The sequence below is a fragment of the Virgibacillus xinjiangensis genome, from assembly GCF_042643145.1.
Taxonomy (GTDB): domain Bacteria; phylum Bacillota; class Bacilli; order Bacillales; family Amphibacillaceae; genus Virgibacillus_O; species Virgibacillus_O xinjiangensis.
The window spans coordinates 40,795-64,590 of sequence record NZ_JBHRSA010000034.1; the positions used below are offsets into that span (position 1 = coordinate 40,795).

Sequence of the window (23,796 nt, forward strand, 5' to 3'; positions counted from 1 at the left end):
TAGAAAGCACATGAGTAAACAGACGGAATAAATACCCCTAAAACCTTGCTACATTTGATACAATAGATAATTATGCAGGAATATTGATTTTCTGTTGAGTAAAGAAGCTGTCTTGGGCAGAAGAAAGGATAGGACGATGGCCGAATACATTATTTATTTTACAGCTTTTTTCATAGCTGCACCAATTATTGCCTCATTGCTTGTCTATCAAGTTTCCCTCGCTATGGGAACTAAAAAGCGGAAAGCATTGCATCGCACGGTGAATTGGACGACCATTTTTTATATTGCTGCTGTGGGAATCGAATTATCAATTGTTTTTGAGGTCCAGCTGTGGGGAATGATCTTATCCGTGATGCTCAGTATTCTGGCCGCCCTTATTTTCCTGCAATGGAAATTGACCAGTGAAATTATTTTCAGCAAGGCATGGAAAATTCTTTGGCGACTGTCCTTTTTGCTTTTTTCCTTTCTCTATGTCATCCTGATTTTTATCGGGATTGGAAAGTTCATCATTCACTGATATAAACGGATCTAAACAGATTACATGAAATAATTGGATGATTTAGGTACAATACATGATGGAATGGACTTATCAATAATGAAGGAGCATGAAAGTAATGCAAATGGACTCTATAACTATACATAACCAAAGTAAACTGATAGAAAATTACCGCTCCGTGGACGGGGATATAAGCTGCTTCTTCGATTACCATCCTTTTAATGATTACAGAAAGAGAGCAGAGGACTTGAGAAGCAGGGAGTTTAACCGTACTGGACTGGCAGATGTCCTGCTAACGATGAACCGGAAGTGGAACGCTCCTGAATCGGCCTTGGAAAATATCGAGCGGCTTCGGGGAGACGACAGTATGGTAGTTGTCGGTGGTCAACAGGCAGGCATTTTGACAGGGCCTTTATATACGATAAATAAACTGATCTCCGTCATTACTCTGGCTCGGAAGCAGGAGAATGAATTGGGTAAACCTGTAATACCTGTCTTCTGGATTGCAGGAGAAGATCATGATTTCGATGAAATCAATCATATCTATTTGTCGGAAATTCCAAGGTTGAGAAAAAGCAAAATACCTCAACAGCAGTATGGGAAGCAATCTGCTTCCTCGCTCCTGATTGATAAGGAAAACAGCGCAGAATGGGTCGATTTCATCTTCTCCCAGTTGAAGGAAACCATCTATACAAAAGATTTGTACAAAGCAATTAAAGAATCCCTGGAACAGTCCTTGACCTATGTCGACTTTTTTGCACAATTGATCTTTCGTTTGTTTGAAAAAGAAGGGATTGTCCTCGTTGATTCTGGGAGTACTGAACTGCGGCAGCTGGAAAGCAGCCATTTTGTTCAGATGGTTGAACGGCAGCAAGAAATCAATGGAGGGGTAATGGAAGCATATGAACAGCTTCGAAAAAAAGGCTACTCCATTTCTCTTGAGATAGAGGAAGACCAGGCGAACCTCTTCTATCATCTGAATGGTGAACGAATATTATTATACCGGGATGAAGAAGGGAACTGGAAAGGCAAGCAGGATGAAGTGAAGATGACCACGGAAGAGTTGATAGCCGTTGCTAAGAGTCATCCAGAACAGCTGAGCAATAACGTGGTCACCCGGCCATTAATGCAGGAATTGCTTTTCCCGTCCCTTGCATTTGTGGGAGGACCGGGGGAAATAGGTTATTGGGCGGCATTAAAGCCAGCTTTCCGCTCCCTTCGTTTGAACATGCCGCCTGTTGTTCCCCGCTTGTCCTTTACGCTTGTAGACAGGAAGGTACGGAAGGCAATGGATAAGTATGGCATATCTGCAGAAGAAGCGGTTAACAAAGGAATTGCAGAACAGAGGGAGAATTGGCTTGCTTCCCTGAACAACCCGCCAATTTCCAAGATTGTTGAAGAATTGAAAAGCACCCTTGACCAAGCACATAAGCCTTTAAGGGAAACAGCACAGGACATACGAGCGGATATTGGTGATTTGGCAGATAAAAACTTGGAACATTTGAACCGAGAGATTGACTTTCTTCACAAGAGGATGGTAAAAGCTGTAGAAGAGACTCATAAGAAAGAATTCCATGAATTTGATCATATCCAGGCAATGATGTTTCCGAATGCCGGTCTTCAAGAGAGGACATGGAATCCTCTGCCGTTTTTGAATGAAAACGGAGAGACTTTCATCCAGGAGTTGCTGGCAGCGGAGTGGTCGTTTGAGAAGGATCATTATGTGGTTTGGCTATAGTCCTCCACTTATCACCACCAATTGAAATATTGATGTGTAAAGCTGCTCTTCCAAGGGAAGGGCGGCTTTTTTGTGTGTGCAATTGATAGCTGTTTCTGTAACTTGAATGTAATGAAATTTTTAAGTGAAATTTGGTGGTGAATAGTGGGGGGTTGTGGTAATATGGAAACATGAAAGTGGGGCGGACTATATGTTCATGGGTGAGTTCCAGCATAATATTGATGCCAAAGGACGAATCATAGTACCTTCCAAGTTTAGAGAAGACCTGGGAGAGTCCTTTGTTGTTACCCGTGGACTTGACAAATGTTTGTTTGCCTACCCCATGGATGAATGGAAGACATTGGAAGAGAAATTGAAGAAACTCCCACTGACCAAAAAGGATGCAAGGGCATTCACACGCTTTTTCTTTTCCGGAGCAGTTGAATGTGAAGTGGATAAACAGGGAAGGATAAACATTCCTCAACCATTAAGGTCCTATGCTTCATTGGAAAAAGAGTGTGTAGTCATCGGTGTTTCCAACAGAATTGAATTTTGGGCAAGTGAGAACTGGGATGACTATTTTGAGGAATCCGAAGAATCATTTGCAGAGATTGCAGAAAATCTCATGGATTTTGATATTTAAAATGGTATACGCAGAGAAGTTTTAGAACTGCAGACAAAGGAAAATGGTCAGAAGCGGGTGTAAGAATGTTTGAACATTATAGTGTATTAAGAGATGAAACAATTGAGGGATTGAACATGAGGCCGGACGGTACATACGTTGATTGTACAGTCGGTGGTGGGGGACACTCGGAACAGATTGCTTCCCATTTGGGTCCGTCCGGGCTCCTTATTGCATTTGACCAGGATTTGGATGCACTGGAAGCTGCGAAGGAAAGGTTGAAACCGTATCAAGACAGAGTCTTGTTCATTCATTCCAACTTTCGGGGTCTCCAGACCGAATTGGCAAAACATCAGATTGAACGTGTAGATGGCATCTTGTTCGACCTGGGGGTATCTTCTCCACAGTTGGATAGAGGAGATCGAGGATTCAGCTATCAGCATGATGCTAAGCTTGATATGAGAATGGATCAGTCTGCTGAAAGGACTGCTCATGAAGTTGTCAACCATTGGCCATACAATGATTTGGTTGCTATTTTCTTTAAATATGGAGAAGAGAAATTCTCCAAACAAATTGCCAGAAAAATTGAAGAGCATAGAAAAACCAAAGAGATCGAAACGACTCATCAGCTAGTGGATATTATTAAATCCGGCATTCCTGCACCGGCCAGGAGGAAAGGCGGGCATCCGGCCAAGCGTATTTTCCAGGCCTTACGGATTGCGGTCAATGATGAATTGGAAGCTTTTAATGATGCACTTCATCAGGCGGCTGAAGTAGTGGATGTCAATGGCCGTATAGCTGTGATAACTTTCCACTCACTTGAAGACCGTCTATGTAAACAGGCCTTCAAAAAATGGAGTACTCCAAAAGAAACACCTAAAAATCTGCCGGTGCTTCCGAAGGATCATGAAGCCCCATTTGAATTAATAAATAGGAAGCCGATTGTTGCCGAAACTGGTGAGTTGGAGAAAAATAGGAGATCTAGGTCAGCTAAGCTGCGTATTGTGAAAAAAGTAAATAAATGGAGAGAAGAATTTACCTATGGGGAAGGGTGGAAAAAACGATGAGTGCAAACCATGCGAGAAGCTGGCAGCAGATGGAACCACAACATACACCGGATCATAAACAAAAAGTGAATGTAAAGGTCCGTAAACAAGGGTGGGTCACGAAAGGTGAAAAAGTGCTATACTCCATGATGAGCGCCTGTCTGGTTGGGGCTGGTGTGTTTGTGGTGTCCTTTTCTTCCAGCACAGATACTTTGAACAGAGAGGTCCAGTCACTAGAGCAGACAGTTCAACAACAGAAGGCAGAGAATGAAAGTCTGGTGTTCGAGGTAAAAGAATTGAGCAGGCCGGAACGTATTACATCAATCGCCAAAGAGAACGGATTGAAAGTACAGGATGCCCAGGTGAAACAAGCGGAGGGGTTTAGCAACTAAGTGAGGAGAACAACGAGATGAGGAAGAATAAGAAAACCAATTTAATGGCAGGTATTCTGATGATCCTGTTCATTGGGGTTTTCCTTGTCCTGACAGGCCGATTCCTGTATATACAAGCTTCCGGGGAAGTCGATGATGTTTCTTTGGAAGAATGGGCGGAAGAAAAACGAACCTCGAGTTATACTCTTCGGGCTGAAAGAGGGAAGATTTACGATCAGAATGGAATGACATTGGCCTATGATCGACCTGCGTTTTCCCTCTATGCAGTGGTGGACGAGGCCCATTCCGAAAACTCGACGGAGCCATTGCACGTGACTGACCCGGAGCATACAGCCCGGACGTTGGCCCCCATCTTGGAGGTAGAAGAGAGCTATATCCTTGAACAACTCCAGCAAGGAATACAGAATAACCGTTTTCAGGTGGAATTCGGCAACGCAGGCAAGGAAATGTCCCAGCAGGAAAAAGAGGAAATAGAGGCGCTGGACTTGCCCGGAATATACTTTGATGAGGGATCTACCCGTTATTATCCAAATGGATTGTTCGCCTCTCATATCATTGGATTTGCGAGAGAGAATGAAGTGAAAACAGAAAATGGATACAGACAGGAAATACAAGGTATTGCCGGGATGGAAAAGGAAATGGACGAGTTGTTAGCCGGTGAGGATGGTTTTATTTCCTATAAGCGTGATCGGTATAATACCAAACTTCTCGATCCTGATGAAATCATACAGGAACCAGAGGATGGTAATGACGTTTATTTGACGATTGACCAGAAGATACAGACATTGTTGGAAGATACGCTTTCTGAAGTGGAGGAAGAATATGATCCAGAACGGATGACAGCGGTGGTAATGGATGCTGATACAGGGGAAATTGTTGCTATGAGTTCCCGTCCCAGCTATAATCCCAACAACCCTTCCGATGTGGAGAATTGGTATAATGACGCTGTTTCAACCCCTATTGAGCCAGGTTCCACTGTGAAAATGTTTACATGGGCAGCGGCCATTGAAGAGGGAGTCTACAATGGCAATGAGCAGTTTCAATCTGGTAGTTACCGGCCGAACGAACGCATCGCACCGATTCATGACCATAATAATGGTGAGGGTTGGGGAGCCATTTCCTACAATGAAGGTTTCAGGCGATCTTCCAATGTAGCTGCAGCAAAGCTGCTTTGGGAGAAAGTAGGTGCAGATACCTATCTGGAATATCTGAAAGCTTTTCATTTAGACAGAGAAACTGGAATTGACCTTCCTAACGAAGAGATTGGACAGATCTTATACAACTGGCCTTTGGAAAAAATCACCACTTCGTTTGGTCAAGGCTCGACGATGACACCTATACAGCTGATGAAGGCGGCAACAGCCATTGCAAATGATGGGAAGTTGCTTCAGCCATATGTGATTAAGCGTATAGTAGATCCTTCTAATGGAGAAGTTGTCGAGGAAAAGGAACCGAATGTCGTAGGAAACCCGATTTCCAAAGATACGGCAGCACAGGTAAGGAAGTTGTTGGCTGATGCAGTAAATGGAGAGGATGCTACTGGCAGTAAAAATCAGCTCGACGATTATGTCGTCGGAGGTAAAACTGGCACTGCCCAAATGCCCGGGCCAGACGGCAAATATTTGACTGGCAGGGAGAATCACATTTTCTCTTTCTTCGGGATGGCTCCGATAGATGATCCGCAATTAATGATGTATGTTGCTGTTCAACAGCCCGAGTTAGAGCCGACCCAGTCTGGATCTGATCCGGTCTCCTTCATATTCACTAATGTAATGGAAAATAGCCTCCATTATTTGAATATCGACCCGGATGCTTCAGATGCACATGAGGTTCATCAGAGTGAACTCCCACAAGTTATAGGTGAAGATGCCGATGAGGCAAAACGGAGGATGGAAGAAGCCGGATTGAAAGCAGAAATCATCGGTTCTGGTAAAGTGGTAGATAGCAGTGTGGAAGAAGGCAGTAAGGTTCTTCCGAACGATAGAGTGCTATTAGTCACGGATCAACCTGTCATGCCCGATATTAGCGGCTGGTCATTACGTGAAGTAAGGCGCTTTGCAGGTTTATTGGAGCTGCAAGTGGAGACATTTGGAAACGGCTATGTGGATGTACAGCATATCGAACCGGGTACACCGTTGAACAAGGGTGACTACTTGGGTGTAGAACTTTCACCGCCGGGAGCTGAAGAAACCGGAACTGAGGATAGCGACAGTGAGGAACAGTCGGATATGGAATAGAGTTGACAGACAGAGAAACAGTGTTCTATTACGTTTTTGCCTTACATATAGTGGATACAAGCATACCTGAAAAAAGGGGATGAACCATGAAACGTGTATCTACTGTAACGGTTAAAAAACGAATAGTAGCTGTTTTTCTTTTTGGCATTTTGATTTTTTCCATCATTGATATACGACTTGGCTATGTTCAATTCGTACTTGGTGATGAGTTGATGTCCAGAGCTGACAATTTATGGACAAGGGATATTGTATTTGAGCCGGAGCGTGGGAATATATTGGATACGAACGGGGAAGTGCTTGCAGAGAACGTTACAGCACCATCTATTGTCGCAGTACCAAGACAGATCAAGGATCCTGAAGAAACAGCACGGAAGCTAGCAGAAGTACTGGACATGCCTAAGCAAAAGGTGTTGGAAACATTGACAAAAAATGCCTCCAGTGTCAACCTGCGACCAGAGGGAATCAAAATCTCCGAAGAGCAGGAAGAACTGGTTCGGGCGTTGAACTTGGATGGAATTTACCTTGCGAAGGATTCCAAGCGCTATTATCCCTTTGGTGACTATCTATCCCATGTACTTGGGTTCACTGGTATCGATAACCAAGGGCTCATGGGTCTTGAACTGCATTACGACGAAAGGCTTGGCGGGGAAGAAGGAAGCCTGTCCTTTTATTCGGATGCGAAGGGGAAAAGGCTGGATAGTCTTGCTGATGTCTATTCTCCCCCGAAAGATGGGCTCAACTTGAAGACGACAATTGATTCAAAAGTGCAGACAATATTAGAGAGAGAATTAGACCTGGTCGATTCCAGATATAACCCAGATGGAGCATTGGCGGTTGCAGTCGACCCCGATACAGGTGGGGTACTGGGCATGTCATCCAGGCCGAATTTCGATCCGGAGAATTACCAAGAAGTGGATGCTGATGTATTTGACCGTAATCTGCCAATCTGGAGTACATACGAGCCTGGGTCAACATTTAAAATTATTACGCTTGCTTCTGCTCTGGAGGAAAATCTGGTGGATTTGGAAGAAGATCATTACCATGATGATGGCCACATTGAAGTGGAAGGTGCCAACCTGCACTGTTGGAAAAGTGGGGGGCATGGGGAACAATCATTTTTGGAAGTGGTACAGAATTCCTGTAACCCCGGGTTCGTCAATTTGGGTCAAAAGCTTGGTGAACAGCGTTTGTTCAGCTACATCAAAGATTTTGGTTTCGGCAGGAAAACGGGGATCGATTTACGTGGGGAAGGAAACGGAATATTATTCAAGCCGGAAAACGTCGGGCCGGTAGAATTGGCCACGACAGCTTTTGGTCAAGGGGTTTCAGTGACACCAATCCAGCAGGTAATGGCGGTATCTGCTGCAGTTAATGGGGGATACCTCTATGAACCGCATATTGCAGCAGAATGGGAGGACCCGATTACCGGTGATACGGTGGAAGAATATGAACCGAAACTGAAGGATCGTGTGATATCTGAATCTACGTCCAAAGAGGTCAGGCATGCATTGGAAAGTGTTGTGGCACAAGGTACAGGCCGTCCTGCATATGTTGAAGGGTACAGAGTAGGCGGAAAAACAGGGACCGCCCAGAAGGTGGGGCCTGACGGCAGGTACATGGAGAATAATTATATTGTTTCTTTCATTGGCTTTGCACCAGCTGACGACCCCGAAATTGTCGTATATCTCGCAGTGGATAATCCAAAGAATACTGTCCAATTCGGTGGTGTAGTTGCGGCCCCTGTGGTAGGTACTATTATTGAAGACAGTTTACGGGCTCTGGAAGTGGAACCGCGCACGGGAGGGATGGAGAAGGAATACCAGTGGCCAGAACAGCCAAAAGTGGAAGTGCCTGACTTGATTGGACTTTCTAAAAAAGAATTATCGGAAATGATGATCAATCTCTCTGTCGAAGCCAACGGAAACGGCGATATCATCATGGATCAGGAACCAAGGCCAGGGACAAAACTGGATGAGGGGTCAAAAGTCAGAATATATTTATCCGACGAAAATGATCGAGATGCAAGGTGAATTTTGCTATAATATATAAATTGGCAATACGAAGCCTGATTGGCTTCTGGTTTCTGGAAAGTGATGTTATAAGGAATTTAAGGCAGGGTATTAATAAGAATAGGATGGTTCTACATGAAATTGACAGAACTGCTTTTAGGCATACCGTTCTATGAAACTGCATCTTCCATTGAAAACATCGCGGTTCATTCTATAGAAGTAGACTCTAGAAACGTTAAACCGGGAAGTTTATTTGTTTGTATTGAAGGTACGAAGGCGGATGGACATGAGTATGCAGGGGAAGCTTCTCATAATGGGGCCACAGCTATCATCTCTGAGAGACCCTTGAACCTTGCAACACCGACTATTGTTGTCCCTGATACCATCAGAGCGTTGGCAATGTTGGCTGTCCGCTTCTATGATCACCCAACTGGCAATATCCCCCTTATTGGAGTGACAGGAACCAATGGGAAAACAACGGTCACTTATCTATTGGAATCCATCTTTGGCCAATGGCAAAAGAAAACAGCCCTTGTCGGAACCATTCAAATGAAGGTGGGGGATAGCACATTCCCAGTACCGAACACTACACCTGATGCTCTGTTTCTCCAGCGTGCTTTTCACCAAATGGCAAGTGATGGAGTGGATCAGGCAATCATGGAAGTCTCCTCCCATGCCCTTGATATGGGGAGGATCTACGGTTGTGATTATGATGTAGCAGTTTTTACCAACCTGACACAGGATCACCTGGATTATCATCAGAACGTGGAAGATTATTTATGGGCAAAAAGCCTTCTCTTTTCTCAATTAGGAAACACATACGACTTGAAAAAACCAAAATTTGCAGTGTTAAACGTGGATGATGATAACTTTAAAAAACTCTCCAAGAGTACTGCTCATCATGTAGTGACATACGGGCTGCACAAAGAGGCCCAAGTAACTGCAAAAAATGTCAAGGTCACCGCTGAGGGAACCTACTTTCAATTATCGGCACCGTCAGGTACGATATCAATTAATAGCAGACTGATAGGGATGTTCAATGTATATAATATGCTGGCTGCATCTACTGCCGCTATTGTGTCGGGTGTCCCACTCACCGTCATCAAAGAAGGACTAGAAAAGATAACTGGGGTCAGCGGGAGGTTTGAGCCTGTTTACGCGGGTCAGAACTATTCGGTCATCGTTGATTATGCACATACCCCAGATTCACTTGAAAATGTCCTTCAAGCCATCAGTGGTTTTGCCAGAAGAAAAGTATTTGTAGTTGTCGGCTGTGGCGGTGATCGGGACCGCACCAAACGCCCTTTAATGGCCAGGACTGCATTGAATTTCGCAGATTATGCAATTTTTACATCAGATAACCCACGTACAGAGCGTCCATCTTCTATTCTGGCCGATATGACTGAGGGATTGACAGAGACGAACTTTGAAGTGGTTGAAGACCGACGAGCGGCTATTGAGAAGGCTGTGTCCTTTGCTGATGAAGATGATATTGTCTTGATTGCAGGAAAAGGACATGAAACTTATCAGCAGGTAGGATATGAAACATTCAATTTTGACGACCGGAAAGTTGCAAGAGATGCGATATTGGCTAAGGAGAAATGAAAATGACATTTACAATCGAATGGATCTCCCATATTTTCGAGAAGTTTGACGGGGAAGTAAAAAACGTAAAAATCAATGAAATAATGACAGATAGCAGAAAAGTAACAAAGGATGCTTTGTTTGTGCCAATAAAAGGCGAAAATTTTGATGCACATGATTTCTTGATGCAGGCTGTTGAAAATGGAGCGGCTGCCACGCTGTGGAACCGGAAGAAGAACCTGCCGGAAGATCTGCCGGCAGGCTTTCCGGTTTTTTATGTGGAGGATACTACCGTTGCCCTCCAGACCTTGGCACAGACATACCGTGAGGAAGTTGACCCTGTTGTCATTGGTGTTACAGGATCCAACGGAAAGACAACAACCAAGGACCTTATTGCTTCGGTGATGAAGACTTCCTATCGTACGCATTATACAGACGGCAATTACAACAACCATATCGGACTGCCCTTGACCATACTATCCATGCCTTCAGATACAGAGGCTTTGGTACTGGAGATGGGGATGAGTGCCTTTGGGGAAATCGACCTGCTGTCCAGGTTATCCAAACCTGATTATGCCGTTATAACGAACATAGGTGAATCGCATATCGAATATCTGGGGTCCCGGGCAGGAATTGCCAGAGCGAAGTTGGAGATTACCAGTGGACTTAATGAAGAGGGTCTGCTGCTTATTGATGGCGATGAAGAACTACTTAATGATGCAAACAGACGAAAAGGCACCATTGCCTGTGGATTTGGAAGAGACAATGATGAAGTGATCAGCAATGTGGATATAGGGACGCAATACACAACGTTCAAACTTGGTGATATGGAATACAAGGTTCCATTGCTTGGGAAACATCATGCATTGAATGCAGCCTTTGCAGTGATACTTGGGAGAGAGCTTGGTATACCGATAGAAAAACGAAAAAAGGGATTAAGCTCTTTGAATCGCACAGGCATGCGTTTTGAAATGCTTCAGGGAAAAAAAGGTGCTTATATTATCAATGACGCATATAATGCATCTCCAACATCCATGAAGGCAGCTATTGAAGTGGTCAAGCAATTGCAAGGTTACCAGGAAAGGGTGCTTGTACTGGGTGATGTGCTTGAACTGGGAGAAGATTCTGCTGAATATCACCGGTCTGTTGCAGAAGTCATAGAGGAACCGATTACTGCAGTCCTTACCTTTGGAAATGAAGCAGAATACATAGCAGAGGCGGTCAAACAACAGCACTCAGATATATTCTGTCAGCATTACTCTGACAGAAAGAAACTGTCGGAAGACTTACCTTCTTACCTTCAAAAGGATGCTTTATTACTATTCAAGGCTTCAAGAGGGTTGAAATTCGAGACATTTATAGAAAGTTTAATCCAATCATAAACTAGATGGACGGTAAAGTCTGAGGAGGAAATTATTGTGAGTATTACTGTAGCAGTGATTACACTAGCCATTGCATTTCTAATAACCGTCCTTTTATCTCCAATCATCATTCCATTTTTAAGACGTTTAAAGTTTGGACAGAGTATTCGAGAAGAAGGACCACAATCACATATGAAAAAAACCGGTACACCGACGATGGGGGGAGTTATGATTGTGTTCAGCATAACTGCCACCTCCCTGATCATGGCATGGAAGGCAGGAGAAGCCGGAGTCGGGTACGAGTTATGGCTCCTCCTGTTCGTACTGGTAGGTTATGGATTGCTAGGATTTTTGGACGACTTCATTAAAGTTGTCATGAAACGGAACTTGGGTTTGACATCTCTTCAAAAACTTCTGGGACAGATTGTCATTGCCCTTGTATTTTATTTTATTCTTCGCAGTCAAGGCTTTCCCACAACAATCCAATTCCCTGGCACAGATACCCAATGGGAACTGGGATGGGGATATGCCCTTCTGATCATCTTTATGTTGGTCGGTGCTTCAAACGCCGTCAACCTTACAGACGGACTGGACGGGCTGTTAGCAGGTACAGCGGCTATCGCCTTCGGAGCTTTTGCCATTTTAGCCTGGTATGGTTTCCCTTCGAGTGAAGTCACGACCTTTTCTCTTGCCGTAGTGGGAGCCTTGCTTGGTTTCCTGGTCTTTAATGCACACCCCGCAAAGGTTTTCATGGGGGATACAGGGTCTCTAGCACTCGGAGGAGCCATAGCAGCTATCGCTATCCTTGCCAAACTGGAGATTATTCTCGTCGTAGTTGGCGGTGTGTTCGTATTAGAAACCTTGTCTGTAATCATACAAGTTATTTCCTATAAAACTACCGGTAAACGAGTGTTTAAAATGAGCCCGCTTCATCACCATTATGAGCTTAATGGCTGGTCAGAGTGGCGGGTAGTCACTACTTTCTGGCTGGTTGGACTAATATTTGCCGTGCTCGGCGTCTATATCGAGGTGGGTATAGGATGATAAAACAATTGAAGAATTTCCGTTATTCTCATGTTTTGGTTATGGGGTTGGCAAGAAGTGGATCAGCGGCTGCAAGGCTTTTGCTTGGTAATGGAGTGAGGGTGCGGGTAAATGACAAGAACGTAGCGGAAGAAGACAGCGTTGTGAGGGAACTGAAGGCTCTGGGGGCAGAAGTGATTGTAGGCTCCCATCCTGTAAGTGTTCTCGATGACATCGAACTGTTGGTCAAAAACCCAGGCATCCCTTATGAAAATCCTTTAATAGAGGAAGCACAAAGCAGGGGGATACCGATAATTACAGAAATTGAACTGGCCGGGAACTTGGCTGGGAGTTCCATGATCGGTATCACGGGATCAAATGGAAAGACCACTACGACTACGTTGACCGCTGAAATGCTTGCCCAAAGTCGCCAGCCGGTGAAAGTGGCTGGCAATATCGGAACAGTAGCATGTGAGGTTGCACAAACTTTGGCGCCAGAGGAGAGAATGGTTATAGAACTCTCGTCCTTTCAATTGCTGGGTATTGAAAGCTTCCATCCCAAAATTGCCGTGCTACTGAATATCTACGAGGCGCATCTTGATTATCATAAGACAATGGAGAATTACCGGAGAGCCAAATTTCAAATTTTCAAAAACCAAAAAGCTGACGATTATCTGGTATTTAATGCGGATGATCCAACTTTGAAGGAGGCGGCAGGGGAGGCTGCATCTATAAAGGTTCCATTTTCATCCCGTCGGCGTCTTGGTCATGGTGTATGGGTTGATGAGTCGAACATTTATTTCGGGAATGATAGGGTGGTGAAACGTTCGGACATTGTGTTGGTCGGTGAACATAACCTTGAAAATATTTTAGCTGCAGTAGCAGCTGCCAAACTGGCTGGAGCGTCAAATGAAGGAATACAGTCTGTGCTGAAAACGTTCTCTGGCGTAGAGCACCGTATGCAGTTTGTTGATGAGGTGAATGGTCGATTGTTCTACAATGATTCGAAGGCCACCAATACTCTTGCTACGAAAAAGGCTCTTTCATCATTTAAGCAGCCCGTTGTTCTTCTAGCAGGCGGATTGGACCGCGGAAATGATTTTAACGAGTTGAAGGAGTACCTTGACCATGTGAAAGCAATCGTCCTTTTCGGAGAGACCAAGGATAAGCTTCAGTCGCTTGCTGCGGAAGCAGGAGTTCCATTCATCGTAAAATCCACTAACGTCGAGCAGGCTGCAAAAATGGCGTACGATCTTTCTGAAGAGGGAGATATCATTCTGCTTTCCCCAGCCTGTGCCAGTTGGGACCAATATAATAGCTTTGAAGAAAGAGGAGACATGTTTATACAAGCCGTGCATAAGTTAAAGTAGGGGGCTTGTATAACAGTTAGAATAGGAAACAAACATGAATAATCAAGCACCCCTTTTCAAGTTCAGGATAAAGGGGTGTTTTTTATTGAAGAAAACAGGGAAATATGTACCTGATTATGTGCTATTAGGGGTGATTGGCGGTCTCCTATTGGTTGGAATCATCATGGTATACAGTTCCTCTTACGTATGGGCAGAATATAAATTTGGTGATTCCTTCTACTATGTAAAAAGACAACTGTTATTTGCCGGTGCTGGTGTTATTGCAATGTTCTTCATCATGCGTTTTCCATATAGTCTATGGAAAAAGTACGCGAAGCATATATTGCTTCTTTGCTTTGTGCTTTTGCTGCTTGTTTTGATCCCAGGCATAGGGATGGTACGAGGAGGGGCCCAAAGCTGGATTGGCGTGGGAGCATTCAGTGTCCAGCCATCTGAGTTCATGAAACTCGGCTTGATTATTTTCCTTTCAGCATTTTTAGCAGCAAATCAAAAGTACATCACCTCCTTCAAGAAAGGATTTTCGCCGACAGTTCTGCTGGTCTTTACAGCCTTTGGCTTAATCATGCTCCAACCGGACCTTGGTACGGGGATGGTGCTCGTGCTTACATGCATGATGCTTATTTTTGTTGCAGGAGCCCGTTACTCCCATTTTATTGGACTGGGGCTGATAGGGTTGGCCGGTTTTGTTTTTCTGATTGCTTCAGCTCCATATCGTATAAGCAGGATCACAGCCTTTCTGAATCCATGGGAAGATCCTTTGGGGGATGGTTTTCAAATTATCCAGTCTCTCTATGCTATTGGTCCCGGAGGTTTGATGGGACTTGGATTGGGAGAGAGCCTTCAGAAATATTTCTACCTTCCAGAACCTCAGACGGATTTCATTTTCGCCATATTGGGCGAGGAATTGGGCTTTATCGGGGGAACCGCGGTCATCGGATTATTCCTCTTGCTGTTTTGGCGGGGAATCAAAATTTCTTTAGATGCCCCTGATTTATTTGGCCGGTTTCTGGCCCTTGGCATTGTATCTATGCTGGTGATCCAAACCATGATCAATATCAGTGTCGTAATCGGTCTGATACCAGTCACAGGAATTACCCTGCCTTTTCTCAGTTACGGGGGATCCTCTCTTACACTTACATTGTGTTCCGTAGGTATTTTATTGAATATCAGTATGTATTCCAAAATTTAGGGCGTTTGGGATGGGCTGTAAACAATGGAAAAAATTATCAGTTATGACGTGAAAAATCCGGGAATACAATAGGAGGTTGACTATATATTGGGTCATGTTATGTGATATAATTCTTATATCATGGAAGAAACAGGATACGTGGTTCAGTTTCTTTCGGTAAATATGTGATAAAGGAAGAAATAGATATGAGCCAAGAAAAGATTGTTTCAATTGAAGAGCGTATTCCAAAGTTGAAACAAGCTAGAAAAAAGAAATCAAACCGAAGGCTGGTTTTTTATTTATCTATTTTTTTTATTTTGATTTCCGTTATCATTTACTTGCAGTCTCCACTCAGTCATGTGAGGGAGGTTGTAGTTAATGGAAATTCCCTTTTGGAAGAGGAGGAAGTCATTAGACAGAGCGGGCTTGATGACAGCACCAACATCTGGACGATTGACAAGCCTGGGATTACTTCTGCACTGACCTCCAACCCGATGGTGGAGTCTGCAGAAATCAGCAGGAAATTCCCCTGGACAGTGAAAATCAGTCTGCAGGAGTACAAGCGAATTGGCTATATAAAGGAAGAAAGCAGCTATTTTCCGGTGCTGGGTAATGGGAGGGTCTTAACTCAATTGGAAAATGTGCCCTTTAAAGGGGATGCTCCGCTGCTGTTCAATTTTACCGAAGAAGAACATTTACATAGGATGACAGCTGAACTGGATCAACTTCCTCATAGTTTGCTGAATCTCATTTCAGAGATTCATTGGCAGCCTAATGAGTCCAGTAAAAATAATATACTGCTCTATATGAATGATGGCTATGTAGTAAGCGGATCTATCCGGAGTTTCGCGGAGAAGATGCAAGTGTACCCTTCTATTGTTTCTCAGCTGGATCCAGATAGTGAAGGGATCATCCATATAGGTGTCGGTGCTTATTTTGAAGAACTTGGAACAGGGGAAGCTGAAGAAGGACAGGAAGGTAGTGAAGAGTGACTTTTTCTGATAGTTTACCTTCTATCAGTCAGAATTGACGAGTTTCATACGTAACCTATGATATGCCTGCTAAAAATAATAATAAATGCAGGAAATAAACCCTTTATATAGAATAACCTATATATGTTTTCTTTTTTCGGTAAAATCCTCTAAAATAGTAGATTAGGGTATGCCAAAACATTTACAGCTAATGAATAGGAAAAAATCGGCTGAAAGAGATGCTAAGGAATCAGGAGGTGCCTTTTGTTGGACAACAGTGAAATTCTGGTTAGCCTTGATATAGGAACCAGCAAAATAAAAGTTATCATTGGTGAAGTGTTGAACGATTCACTGAACATTATCGGTGTTGGAACTGCTAAGTCAAATGGCATGAAGAAAGGTGCCATTGTAGATATCGATCAGACTGTACAGTCAATCCGAAATGCGGTAGAACAGGCTGAACGGATGGTGGGAATGCAGATTGAACGTGTCATTGTCGGAGTTAATGGCAGTCATGTTCAATTACAGCCTTGCCATGGAGTCGTCGCTGTTCAAAGCGCAAACAGAGAAATCGGCGAAGAAGACATCACCAGAGTAATCGATGGAGCCCAGGTGGTTTCAATTCCCCCTGAAAGGGAAATAATTGATGTGGTGCCGAAACAGTTTATCGTGGATGGGCTCGACGAAATCACTGATCCGCGGGGGATGATCGGCGTGAGGCTGGAAATGGAAGGAACGATCATTACCTGTTCTAAGACACTTTTACATAACATATTGAAATGTGTGGAACGTGCAGGACTTCAAGTGGCAGATATATGTCTGCAGCCGCTTGCTGCCGGTACAAACGCCCTTTCAAAAGACGAGATGAATATGGGAGTTGCACTGATAGATGTAGGGGGAGGCTGTACCACTATTTCTGTCTTCGGGAACGGCCATCTCCTATCCACAAGTGTGGTGCATCTGGGTGGTGACAATATTACGAAGGACCTATCCATTGGCCTACGTACTTCTACCGAAGAAGCAGAAGATATCAAACTGAATTACGGGCACGCTTTCTATGATACAGCCCAAGAAGAAGAGACTTTTGAGGTTTCCATCATAGGCAGCAACACCAAACAGACCTATAACCAACTGGAAATTTCTGATATGATTGAAGCGAGAATGGAAGAAATTTTTGCCTTCGCTGAGAAGGAAATTCGCAAGATGGGTATACGCGAGCTGCCGGGAGGTTTTGTCCTGACTGGAGGAGCCATGTCCATGCCGGGCGCCTTGGAGTTGGCGGAAGACCTGTTCCAGTCGAATGTTCGGATAGCCATTCCTGATTATATAGGTGTCAGGGAAGCTCAGTTCATCGCAGGAGTAGGAATCTTGCAATTTGCCTATCGTAATGCGAGAATACAAGGAAAAGAATTGTTTCCTGCCGTGGCAGCGGATCATTATGAACAACAACCGAAGCCTAAGCGTAATAAAAAGCAGCAGGACCACCCGAACCAGTCGAAAGAAGAGACGAAAAAAGAATCCAAAGTAGCCAATTTGTTCAAATATTTCTTTGATTGACAGGCAATGTCACGCGTCATATCATTGCCCGGCAAAGAAGGTGAGGAATCACTTCGATCAGAAACAGATGTAATTTTGCATATTAGGAGGAACGGAGAATGTTAGAGTTTGATACAAATATGGAGGAACTGGCGTCAATAAAAGTAATTGGGGTAGGCGGTGGCGGCAATAACGCCGTTAACCGTATGATCGAGCACGGTGTAGAGGGTGTTGAGTTCATTGCCGTCAACACGGATGCACAGGCACTCAATCTCTCCAAGGCAGAAGTGAAACTGCAAATAGGAGGAAAACTCACCAGAGGGCTAGGCGCCGGTGCAAACCCCGAAGTCGGTAAGAAAGCAGCGGAAGAAAGCAAGGAACAAATCCAAGAAGTCCTCCAGGGTGCAGACATGATTTTTGTCACGGCAGGTATGGGCGGAGGAACAGGTACCGGGGCAGCCCCTGTCATTGCTCAAATTGCCAAAGATCTCGGAGCCTTGACAGTCGGTGTGGTGACTAGACCCTTCTCCTTCGAAGGAAGAAGAAGATCAACACAGGCGATTTCCGGTATTGATTCCCTGAAGTCCGCGGTTGATACACTAATTGTCATTCCTAATGACCGCTTGTTGGAAATTGTGGATAAAAACACACCAATGCTGGAAGCTTTCCGTGAAGCTGACAATGTGCTGAGACAAGGTGTTCAAGGCATCTCCGACTTAATAGCAAAACCAGGGTTGATTAATGTTGACTTTGCCGACGTAAAAACAATTATGATCGATAAAGGGTCAGCATTAATGGGAATTGGTATTGCTACTGGAGAAACACGGGCAACGGAAGCAGCCAAGAAGGCAATCTCCTCTCCATTATTGGAAACTTCCATTGACGGTGCGCATGGGATTCTGATGAATATTACCGGTGGGACCAACTTGAGCCTATATGAAGTACAGGAAGCCGCCGACCTTGTTACTTCAGCTGCTGATAACGAAGTGAATGTGATTTTCGGTTCTGTCATTAATGAGAATCTCAATGATGAAATAATCGTTACTGTAATTGCTACGGGGTTTGATGAAAATGTCAAAAAGGCTGAAAAGCAGCCAAGACAGCAACGTCCGGTCATCAATCACAATCAACAGGCAGCGACCAGTGCACCTGAAGAAAGCCCAAGAGAAAGGGAGACAGGTCAACAGCAGCAACCGCAACATCAGCAACAATCACAGCGCTCTAAACCAGAAGAGGATACACTCGATATTCCGACTTTCTTGAGAAATCGAAATCGAAACCGTAATCGTTAAGAAAGACATGATGGTGAAAAAAGCGGCCAGTCCGATAGGACTGGCCGCTTTTTTTGGTTAGAAGAGGCTTTACATAAGCGATTTTTCGTCAAGTTTCACTGGTGCTTTTTATGGGAGACGGTGGGGATTATTGTATCCGAAGGGTTATTTCATTGGAGATGACCGACAAACACCCCGATAACTTGTTAAAATTAGCCCCTCATAACCTCCAGAATGTGACAGACTTTGCTCCTCCGCTCATATATACTTCTCCTTACACATATAATCTATCAAAATAGTAATAACCATTCTGCAGAGGGGAGATTACGTGGCCATATATCTAGATGCCGTCTGGGTGTTGAACTTCTTTTTGGACATGATGCTCCTTTTACTGACCCAGGCACTTGCGAGGGACAACACACATAAATGGAGGATCTGTTTGGGTGCATTCGTCGCTTCGCTGCTCGTACCCGTTTCTGTCTATTATCCTGATTCATTGATCAGCAGCCCCGCGGGAAAGTTTTTGTACTCAGTGGTCATCATTGTGTGCGCTTTTCGTTTTGTTAGTGTCCACCGATCTATAAAGCTCTTGCTATTATTTTATTTTACGACTTTTGCAGTAGGTGGTGGAATGGTAGCTGTTCATTTTCTCCTACAAAGTCCTGTAGAGGTCCATGCTAATAGTCTAACCACCTATAATACTGGTTTTGGAGATCCAGTCAGCTGGCTGTTTGTACTTATTGCCTTCCCAGTCGCCTGGAAATTCACGAAAATTCGTATGGACAAGCATGCAGTAGAGAAAATCAGATATGATCAAGTTTGTCCTGTAACCATTCTAGTCAAGGAGAGAACTTATCATACGACCGGTTACATTGACAGTGGAAATCAATTGATTGATCCAATCACTAAGAAACCGGTGATCATTTGCGATGAGACGATCCTTCGCCAGTGGTTCACGGAAGAAGAGTGGCTTGCTTTAAAAAAAGCGGAAGAAAATTTGGATATACAAAGTCTTCCTGCCTCTTGGGATCATCATATCCAGCTTGTTCCCTATCAGGGAGTACAAGGAAGCAATGGGTTTCTTTTCACTATCCGACCGGACCAGTTAACAGTCTATTATGACGGACAGAAAATTAGTACGGATAAAGTGTTGATCGGCATGCAATTCGCTAAAATGACAAAGGATGAAAGTTATCATTGCCTGCTTCATCCACAAATCATCAAACTCGAAACTTTACATTCTGCATAAGGGGGACTCTTCATGATCATAACTAAGGTGCGTCTACGTCTGCGTTTGTGGTGGTATAAAGCATTAATGAAACTGGGAATCAAATCGGAGGAAATCTATTACATTGGAGGAAGCGAAGCGCTGCCTCCACCGTTGTCGAAGGAAGAAGAGCAGGAGCTCCTCACTCTTCTTCCTAAAGGTGATAAGACAGCACGTGCCATGCTGATAGAGAGAAACCTTCGTCTGGTCGTCTATATTTCTAGGAAATTTGAAAACACAGGGATCAATATTGAAGATCTAATTAGTATCGGAACCATCGGCTTGATAAAAGCTGTAAACACTTTTAACCCAGAGAAGAAAATCAAACTGGCAACCTATGCATCGAGATGCATTGAAAATGAAATACTCATGTATCTGCGCAGGAACAATAAGTTGAAATCTGAGGTCTCATTTGATGAGCCGCTGAACATCGACTGGGACGGCAATGAACTGCTGCTCTCGGATGTGCTTGGCACGGATGAGGACATCATTACAAGGAATCTGGAATCCACGGTGGATAAAACACTGCTGAAGAAGGCACTCTCTCAGTTGAATGACCGGGAAAAGCAAATCATGGAGCTCCGATTTGGACTAGTGGGGGAGGAGGAAAAAACGCAGAAGGATGTAGCAGATATGTTAGGGATTTCCCAATCCTATATTTCCCGCCTGGAAAAGAAAATAATCAGACGTCTGAAAAAAGAATTTAATAAAATGGTTTAACCTTGTCATGTGAACCCTTCACGGCCTTCCCACCCTCTTGAGGGGGATAGATGTCTGCATAAAAACCCCCCCTGTCGGTGATACTGTCCATGAACAGCATCACCAACTGGGAGGGTTGAACAGAATGACAAGACATAAGGTTGAGATATGTGGTGTTGATACATCAAAATTGCCTGTATTGAAAAATGAAGAAATGAGAGAACTCTTTAAAAAAATGCAAGAAGGAGACGGCGAACTTTCTGCCCGAGAACAATTGGTAAACGGCAACTTAAGGCTTGTATTGAGTGTCATCCAGCGTTTTAATAATCGCGGCGAGTATGTGGATGATTTATTCCAGGTTGGTTGTATTGGTCTAATGAAATCGATTGATAACTTCGATTTATCACATAATGTCCGTTTTTCAACGTATGCTGTTCCGATGATTATTGGAGAAATCAGAAGATATTTAAGAGATAACAATCCGATCCGGGTATCCAGATCTTTAAGAGACATTGCCTACAAAGCATTGCAGGTAAGAGAAAAGCTGATCAGTAAAACGTCTAAAGAACCTACCCCGATGGAAATCGCAAAAGAAATGGATATTCCGCATGCTGATGTTGTTTTCGCATTAGACGCCATCCAGGATCCAGTATCTTTGTTTGAACCGATTTATAATGACGGCGGTGACCCGATCTATGTAGTGGATCAAATCAGTGATGATAAGGATAAAGACTCAACATGGATAGACAAGCTTTCTCTGAAGGAAGGCATGTATCAATTGAATGAGCGTGAAAAGATGATATTGAATAAAAGATTTTTCCAGGGCAAAACACAAATGGAGGTTGCCGATGAAATTGGCATATCCCAAGCACAGGTATCCCGCTTGGAAAAAGCAGCAATCAGTCAAATGAATAAGCAAATGTTTGAATAATTATGATCAGTGTCATTTTCATAAGCAGGTGACCGAAGAGCATATTCATTCCATGTGAACCGTGTCCCTGCTTATATTAGCACAGCTGTAAGTGCAAACTAATCAAGAAATACATAGTTCTCAGGCAATCGGATATCCGATGCCTGATTTTTTTGGTTAATTTATGCTTTTACAAGCAATATTCTTATTTTAATGAAAAAAACTGCCATTATCGCATATATTGTATAAAGCAGGAGGTGCGAAGATGGTGAAACTTTCAGAACTGCAAGTCAAAGAAGTGATTATGATTGATGACGGCAGACGGATCGGCCATATCTCCGACCTGGAAATCGACCCGGATCATGGTAAAATCCTGGCCATTATTCTGATTGTCAAGGATAAAAGAGATAGCCTATTCAGTAAATCGGAAGAACTTGTCATCCCCTGGAATAGGATCGTACGGATCGGATCAGATGTGATTCTGGTTAGAGAGGTTCATACCCCTTTGTTATATGGGAATCAATCGTATGCCGAGAAAGAATAAAGAAAGGAGTTATGTTAGAATAAGGCAGATAGATTCTTAGGGAGGAGATTTTTTGCAGGAACCTTTTATCAACCAGGACGGTTTCCATTTACAGATAGAAAAATGGCAGCAGATTCATCCGGGTCTCCGGGCTGGTATCTCCACCAGACTGCACGGTTCTAGTAAACCGCCTTTCCATTCACTGAACATGGGACTGCACGTAAATGACGATGTCAATGATGTGATTACTAATCGGCGGCAGCTTGCTGAACATCTGAAAATTCCCCTGGAACATTGGGTTGTGGGCGAACAAGTGCATCAGACAAAAGTAAAGAGCGTGACAGCAGAGGATAAAGGACGAGGGGCGCTTTCCCAGCAGATGGCTGTGCCTGGTACAGATGGGCTTATAACTAGTGAAGAAGGTCTCTTATGTGCGGCCGTTTTCGCCGATTGTGTACCGTTATTCTTTTTTGACCCGACTACAGGCTTTGTAGGTGTGGCACATGCAGGGTGGAAAGGAACCGTGCAGCGCATTGCTGAGAAAATGGTTGAAGCCTTTCAAAAGCTGGGTTCAGACCCGTCTAATCTTTTGGCAGTGATTGGCCCGTGTATATCACAAGAAAATTATGAAGTCGATGAGCATGTCGTTCGGTATTTGACTTCGGATGAAAAAGAGACTGCTGTATATGAAAAGGGAATAAATCAGTATTTCTTGGATTTGAAACAGTTAAACGCAGAAATTCTTTTACAAGCAGGGCTGGTACGTAATAATATAGATATAACAAAATATTGCACCTATGAACATAAAGAGCTATTTTTCTCGCATCGGCGTGATCAGGGAAGAACCGGAAGAATGCTTGGTTATATTGGCTATCAGCCATAAATGTACAGGGAGGAGCAAGGAGAAACAATGGATGTAGCAGCAAACCTGGAAGATATAAACCAGAAAATCAGACAGGCATGTGAAAGAAGTAATCGAAATCCTGATGAAATAACCATTATAGGAGTAACGAAATATGTTACAATAGAACGAACAGAGGAGACGGTTCAGGCGGGGGTTAAAAATCTTGCCGAAAACCGCATGGAAGGTTTTTTGGAGAAATACAACCATCTAAATAATGAAGCTATATGGCACTTTATTGGCACACTTCAGTCCAGAAAAGTGAAAGAAGTAATTAATCAGGTGGATTACCTTCATTCTCTCGACCGCAAGTCTCTGGCGAAAGAGATCAATAAAAGGGCATCTAAGCCTGTTGATTGTTTTGTCCAAGTAAATGTGAGCGGGGAAGACACGAAGCACGGCATGGCTCCGGATGAGGTGGTGCCTTTCCTCCATGCAATCGAATCTTATGATAAAGTGCGCGTTGTCGGGTTGATGACAATGGCCCCTCATATTGAAGATGAAGAGCAGATTCGAAGGTATTTTCGACAGCTATCCGCTTTAAGGGATGAAGTGCAAGGATTGGAACTCCATCATGCTCCATGCAATTATCTTTCTATGGGCATGAGCAATGACTATGAACTTGCTGTAGAAGAGGGAGCTACCCACATTCGCATCGGTTCCAGCCTGGTTGGTTCACAAATATGATAGCGA

At 43.8% G+C, this 23,796-nt stretch carries 21 protein-coding genes; all 21 read left to right on the forward strand.

Features of this window, described 5'->3' with window-relative positions; genetic code table 11:
• The first annotated feature begins 94 nt into the window (after positions 1–94).
• The 21 genes from ACFOGI_RS08200 to ACFOGI_RS08300 all read left to right on the forward strand — a co-directional run bounded on the left by ACFOGI_RS08200 (position 95) and on the right by ACFOGI_RS08300 (position 23,790).
• Complete coding sequence (locus ACFOGI_RS08200; RefSeq protein ID WP_390271242.1) at positions 95–517, forward strand: DUF3397 domain-containing protein; 423 nt, start codon at positions 95–97, stop codon at positions 515–517.
• Positions 518–605: 88 nt separating this feature from the next.
• Positions 606–2,234, forward strand: coding sequence for a bacillithiol biosynthesis cysteine-adding enzyme BshC (gene bshC / locus ACFOGI_RS08205; RefSeq protein ID WP_390271245.1), 1,629 nt, complete (start codon positions 606–608; stop codon positions 2,232–2,234).
• Between the two features lie 190 nt (positions 2,235–2,424).
• Complete coding sequence (gene mraZ, locus ACFOGI_RS08210) at positions 2,425–2,856, forward strand: division/cell wall cluster transcriptional repressor MraZ (protein ID WP_390271515.1); 432 nt, start codon at positions 2,425–2,427, stop codon at positions 2,854–2,856.
• A gap of 65 nt (positions 2,857–2,921) precedes the next feature.
• A complete protein-coding gene (gene rsmH / locus ACFOGI_RS08215) occupies positions 2,922–3,902 on the forward strand; it encodes a 16S rRNA (cytosine(1402)-N(4))-methyltransferase RsmH (protein WP_390271248.1) in 981 nt (326 codons plus the stop codon).
• Positions 3,899–4,273 carry a cell division protein FtsL gene (gene ftsL, locus ACFOGI_RS08220; protein WP_390271251.1) on the forward strand — a complete coding sequence of 125 codons (375 nt, stop codon included), beginning with the start codon at positions 3,899–3,901 and terminating at the stop codon, positions 4,271–4,273. The genes rsmH and ftsL overlap by 4 nt, the downstream gene beginning before the upstream one ends.
• A gap of 17 nt (positions 4,274–4,290) precedes the next feature.
• On the forward strand, positions 4,291–6,510 hold the full coding sequence (locus ACFOGI_RS08225; RefSeq protein ID WP_390271254.1) for a penicillin-binding protein: 2,220 nt from the start codon (positions 4,291–4,293) through the stop codon (positions 6,508–6,510).
• Positions 6,511–6,596: 86 nt separating this feature from the next.
• The gene (locus ACFOGI_RS08230; RefSeq protein WP_390271257.1) at positions 6,597–8,540 is read left to right on the forward strand and encodes a stage V sporulation protein D; all 1,944 of its coding nucleotides are present in this window, start codon (positions 6,597–6,599) and stop codon (positions 8,538–8,540) included.
• 114 nt (positions 8,541–8,654) lie between these two features.
• Positions 8,655–10,124, forward strand: a complete 1,470-nt coding sequence (locus ACFOGI_RS08235; RefSeq protein WP_390271260.1) for a UDP-N-acetylmuramoyl-L-alanyl-D-glutamate--2,6-diaminopimelate ligase — start codon at positions 8,655–8,657, stop codon at positions 10,122–10,124.
• A gap of 2 nt (positions 10,125–10,126) precedes the next feature.
• The gene (locus tag ACFOGI_RS08240; RefSeq protein ID WP_390271263.1) at positions 10,127–11,485 is read left to right on the forward strand and encodes a UDP-N-acetylmuramoyl-tripeptide--D-alanyl-D-alanine ligase; all 1,359 of its coding nucleotides are present in this window, start codon (positions 10,127–10,129) and stop codon (positions 11,483–11,485) included.
• A gap of 36 nt (positions 11,486–11,521) precedes the next feature.
• Positions 11,522–12,508, forward strand: coding sequence for a phospho-N-acetylmuramoyl-pentapeptide-transferase (gene mraY, locus ACFOGI_RS08245; protein WP_390271266.1), 987 nt, complete (start codon positions 11,522–11,524; stop codon positions 12,506–12,508).
• Positions 12,508–13,857: a UDP-N-acetylmuramoyl-L-alanine--D-glutamate ligase gene (gene murD, locus ACFOGI_RS08250; RefSeq protein ID WP_390271517.1), complete on the forward strand. Its 1,350-nt coding sequence runs from the start codon at positions 12,508–12,510 to the stop codon at positions 13,855–13,857. Before mraY ends, murD begins: the two co-directional genes overlap by 1 nt.
• An 85-nt stretch (positions 13,858–13,942) precedes the next feature.
• On the forward strand, positions 13,943–15,046 hold the full coding sequence (gene spoVE / locus ACFOGI_RS08255) for a stage V sporulation protein E (protein ID WP_390271269.1): 1,104 nt from the start codon (positions 13,943–13,945) through the stop codon (positions 15,044–15,046).
• A 185-nt stretch (positions 15,047–15,231) separates the two neighbouring features.
• Positions 15,232–16,017: a cell division protein FtsQ/DivIB gene (locus ACFOGI_RS08260; RefSeq protein WP_390271272.1), complete on the forward strand. Its 786-nt coding sequence runs from the start codon at positions 15,232–15,234 to the stop codon at positions 16,015–16,017.
• A gap of 246 nt (positions 16,018–16,263) precedes the next feature.
• Positions 16,264–17,553, forward strand: a complete 1,290-nt coding sequence (gene ftsA / locus ACFOGI_RS08265; protein ID WP_390271275.1) for a cell division protein FtsA — start codon at positions 16,264–16,266, stop codon at positions 17,551–17,553.
• Positions 17,554–17,651: 98 nt separating this feature from the next.
• Positions 17,652–18,824, forward strand: a complete 1,173-nt coding sequence (gene ftsZ, locus ACFOGI_RS08270) for a cell division protein FtsZ (protein ID WP_390271278.1) — start codon at positions 17,652–17,654, stop codon at positions 18,822–18,824.
• Positions 18,825–19,131: 307 nt separating this feature from the next.
• The gene (gene spoIIGA, locus ACFOGI_RS08275) at positions 19,132–20,052 is read left to right on the forward strand and encodes a sigma-E processing peptidase SpoIIGA (RefSeq protein ID WP_390271281.1); all 921 of its coding nucleotides are present in this window, start codon (positions 19,132–19,134) and stop codon (positions 20,050–20,052) included.
• 18 nt (positions 20,053–20,070) lie between these two features.
• The gene (gene sigE, locus ACFOGI_RS08280; protein ID WP_390271519.1) at positions 20,071–20,790 is read left to right on the forward strand and encodes an RNA polymerase sporulation sigma factor SigE; all 720 of its coding nucleotides are present in this window, start codon (positions 20,071–20,073) and stop codon (positions 20,788–20,790) included.
• 124 nt (positions 20,791–20,914) lie between these two features.
• Positions 20,915–21,700: an RNA polymerase sporulation sigma factor SigG gene (gene sigG / locus ACFOGI_RS08285; protein ID WP_390271284.1), complete on the forward strand. Its 786-nt coding sequence runs from the start codon at positions 20,915–20,917 to the stop codon at positions 21,698–21,700.
• Positions 21,701–21,944: 244 nt separating this feature from the next.
• Positions 21,945–22,223 carry a YlmC/YmxH family sporulation protein gene (locus tag ACFOGI_RS08290; RefSeq protein ID WP_390271287.1) on the forward strand — a complete coding sequence of 93 codons (279 nt, stop codon included), beginning with the start codon at positions 21,945–21,947 and terminating at the stop codon, positions 22,221–22,223.
• Between the two features lie 52 nt (positions 22,224–22,275).
• Positions 22,276–23,085, forward strand: coding sequence for a peptidoglycan editing factor PgeF (gene pgeF, locus ACFOGI_RS08295; protein ID WP_390271290.1), 810 nt, complete (start codon positions 22,276–22,278; stop codon positions 23,083–23,085).
• Positions 23,086–23,112: 27 nt separating this feature from the next.
• Positions 23,113–23,790 carry a YggS family pyridoxal phosphate-dependent enzyme gene (locus tag ACFOGI_RS08300; RefSeq protein WP_390271293.1) on the forward strand — a complete coding sequence of 226 codons (678 nt, stop codon included), beginning with the start codon at positions 23,113–23,115 and terminating at the stop codon, positions 23,788–23,790.
• Positions 23,791–23,796: the final 6 nt, after the last annotated feature.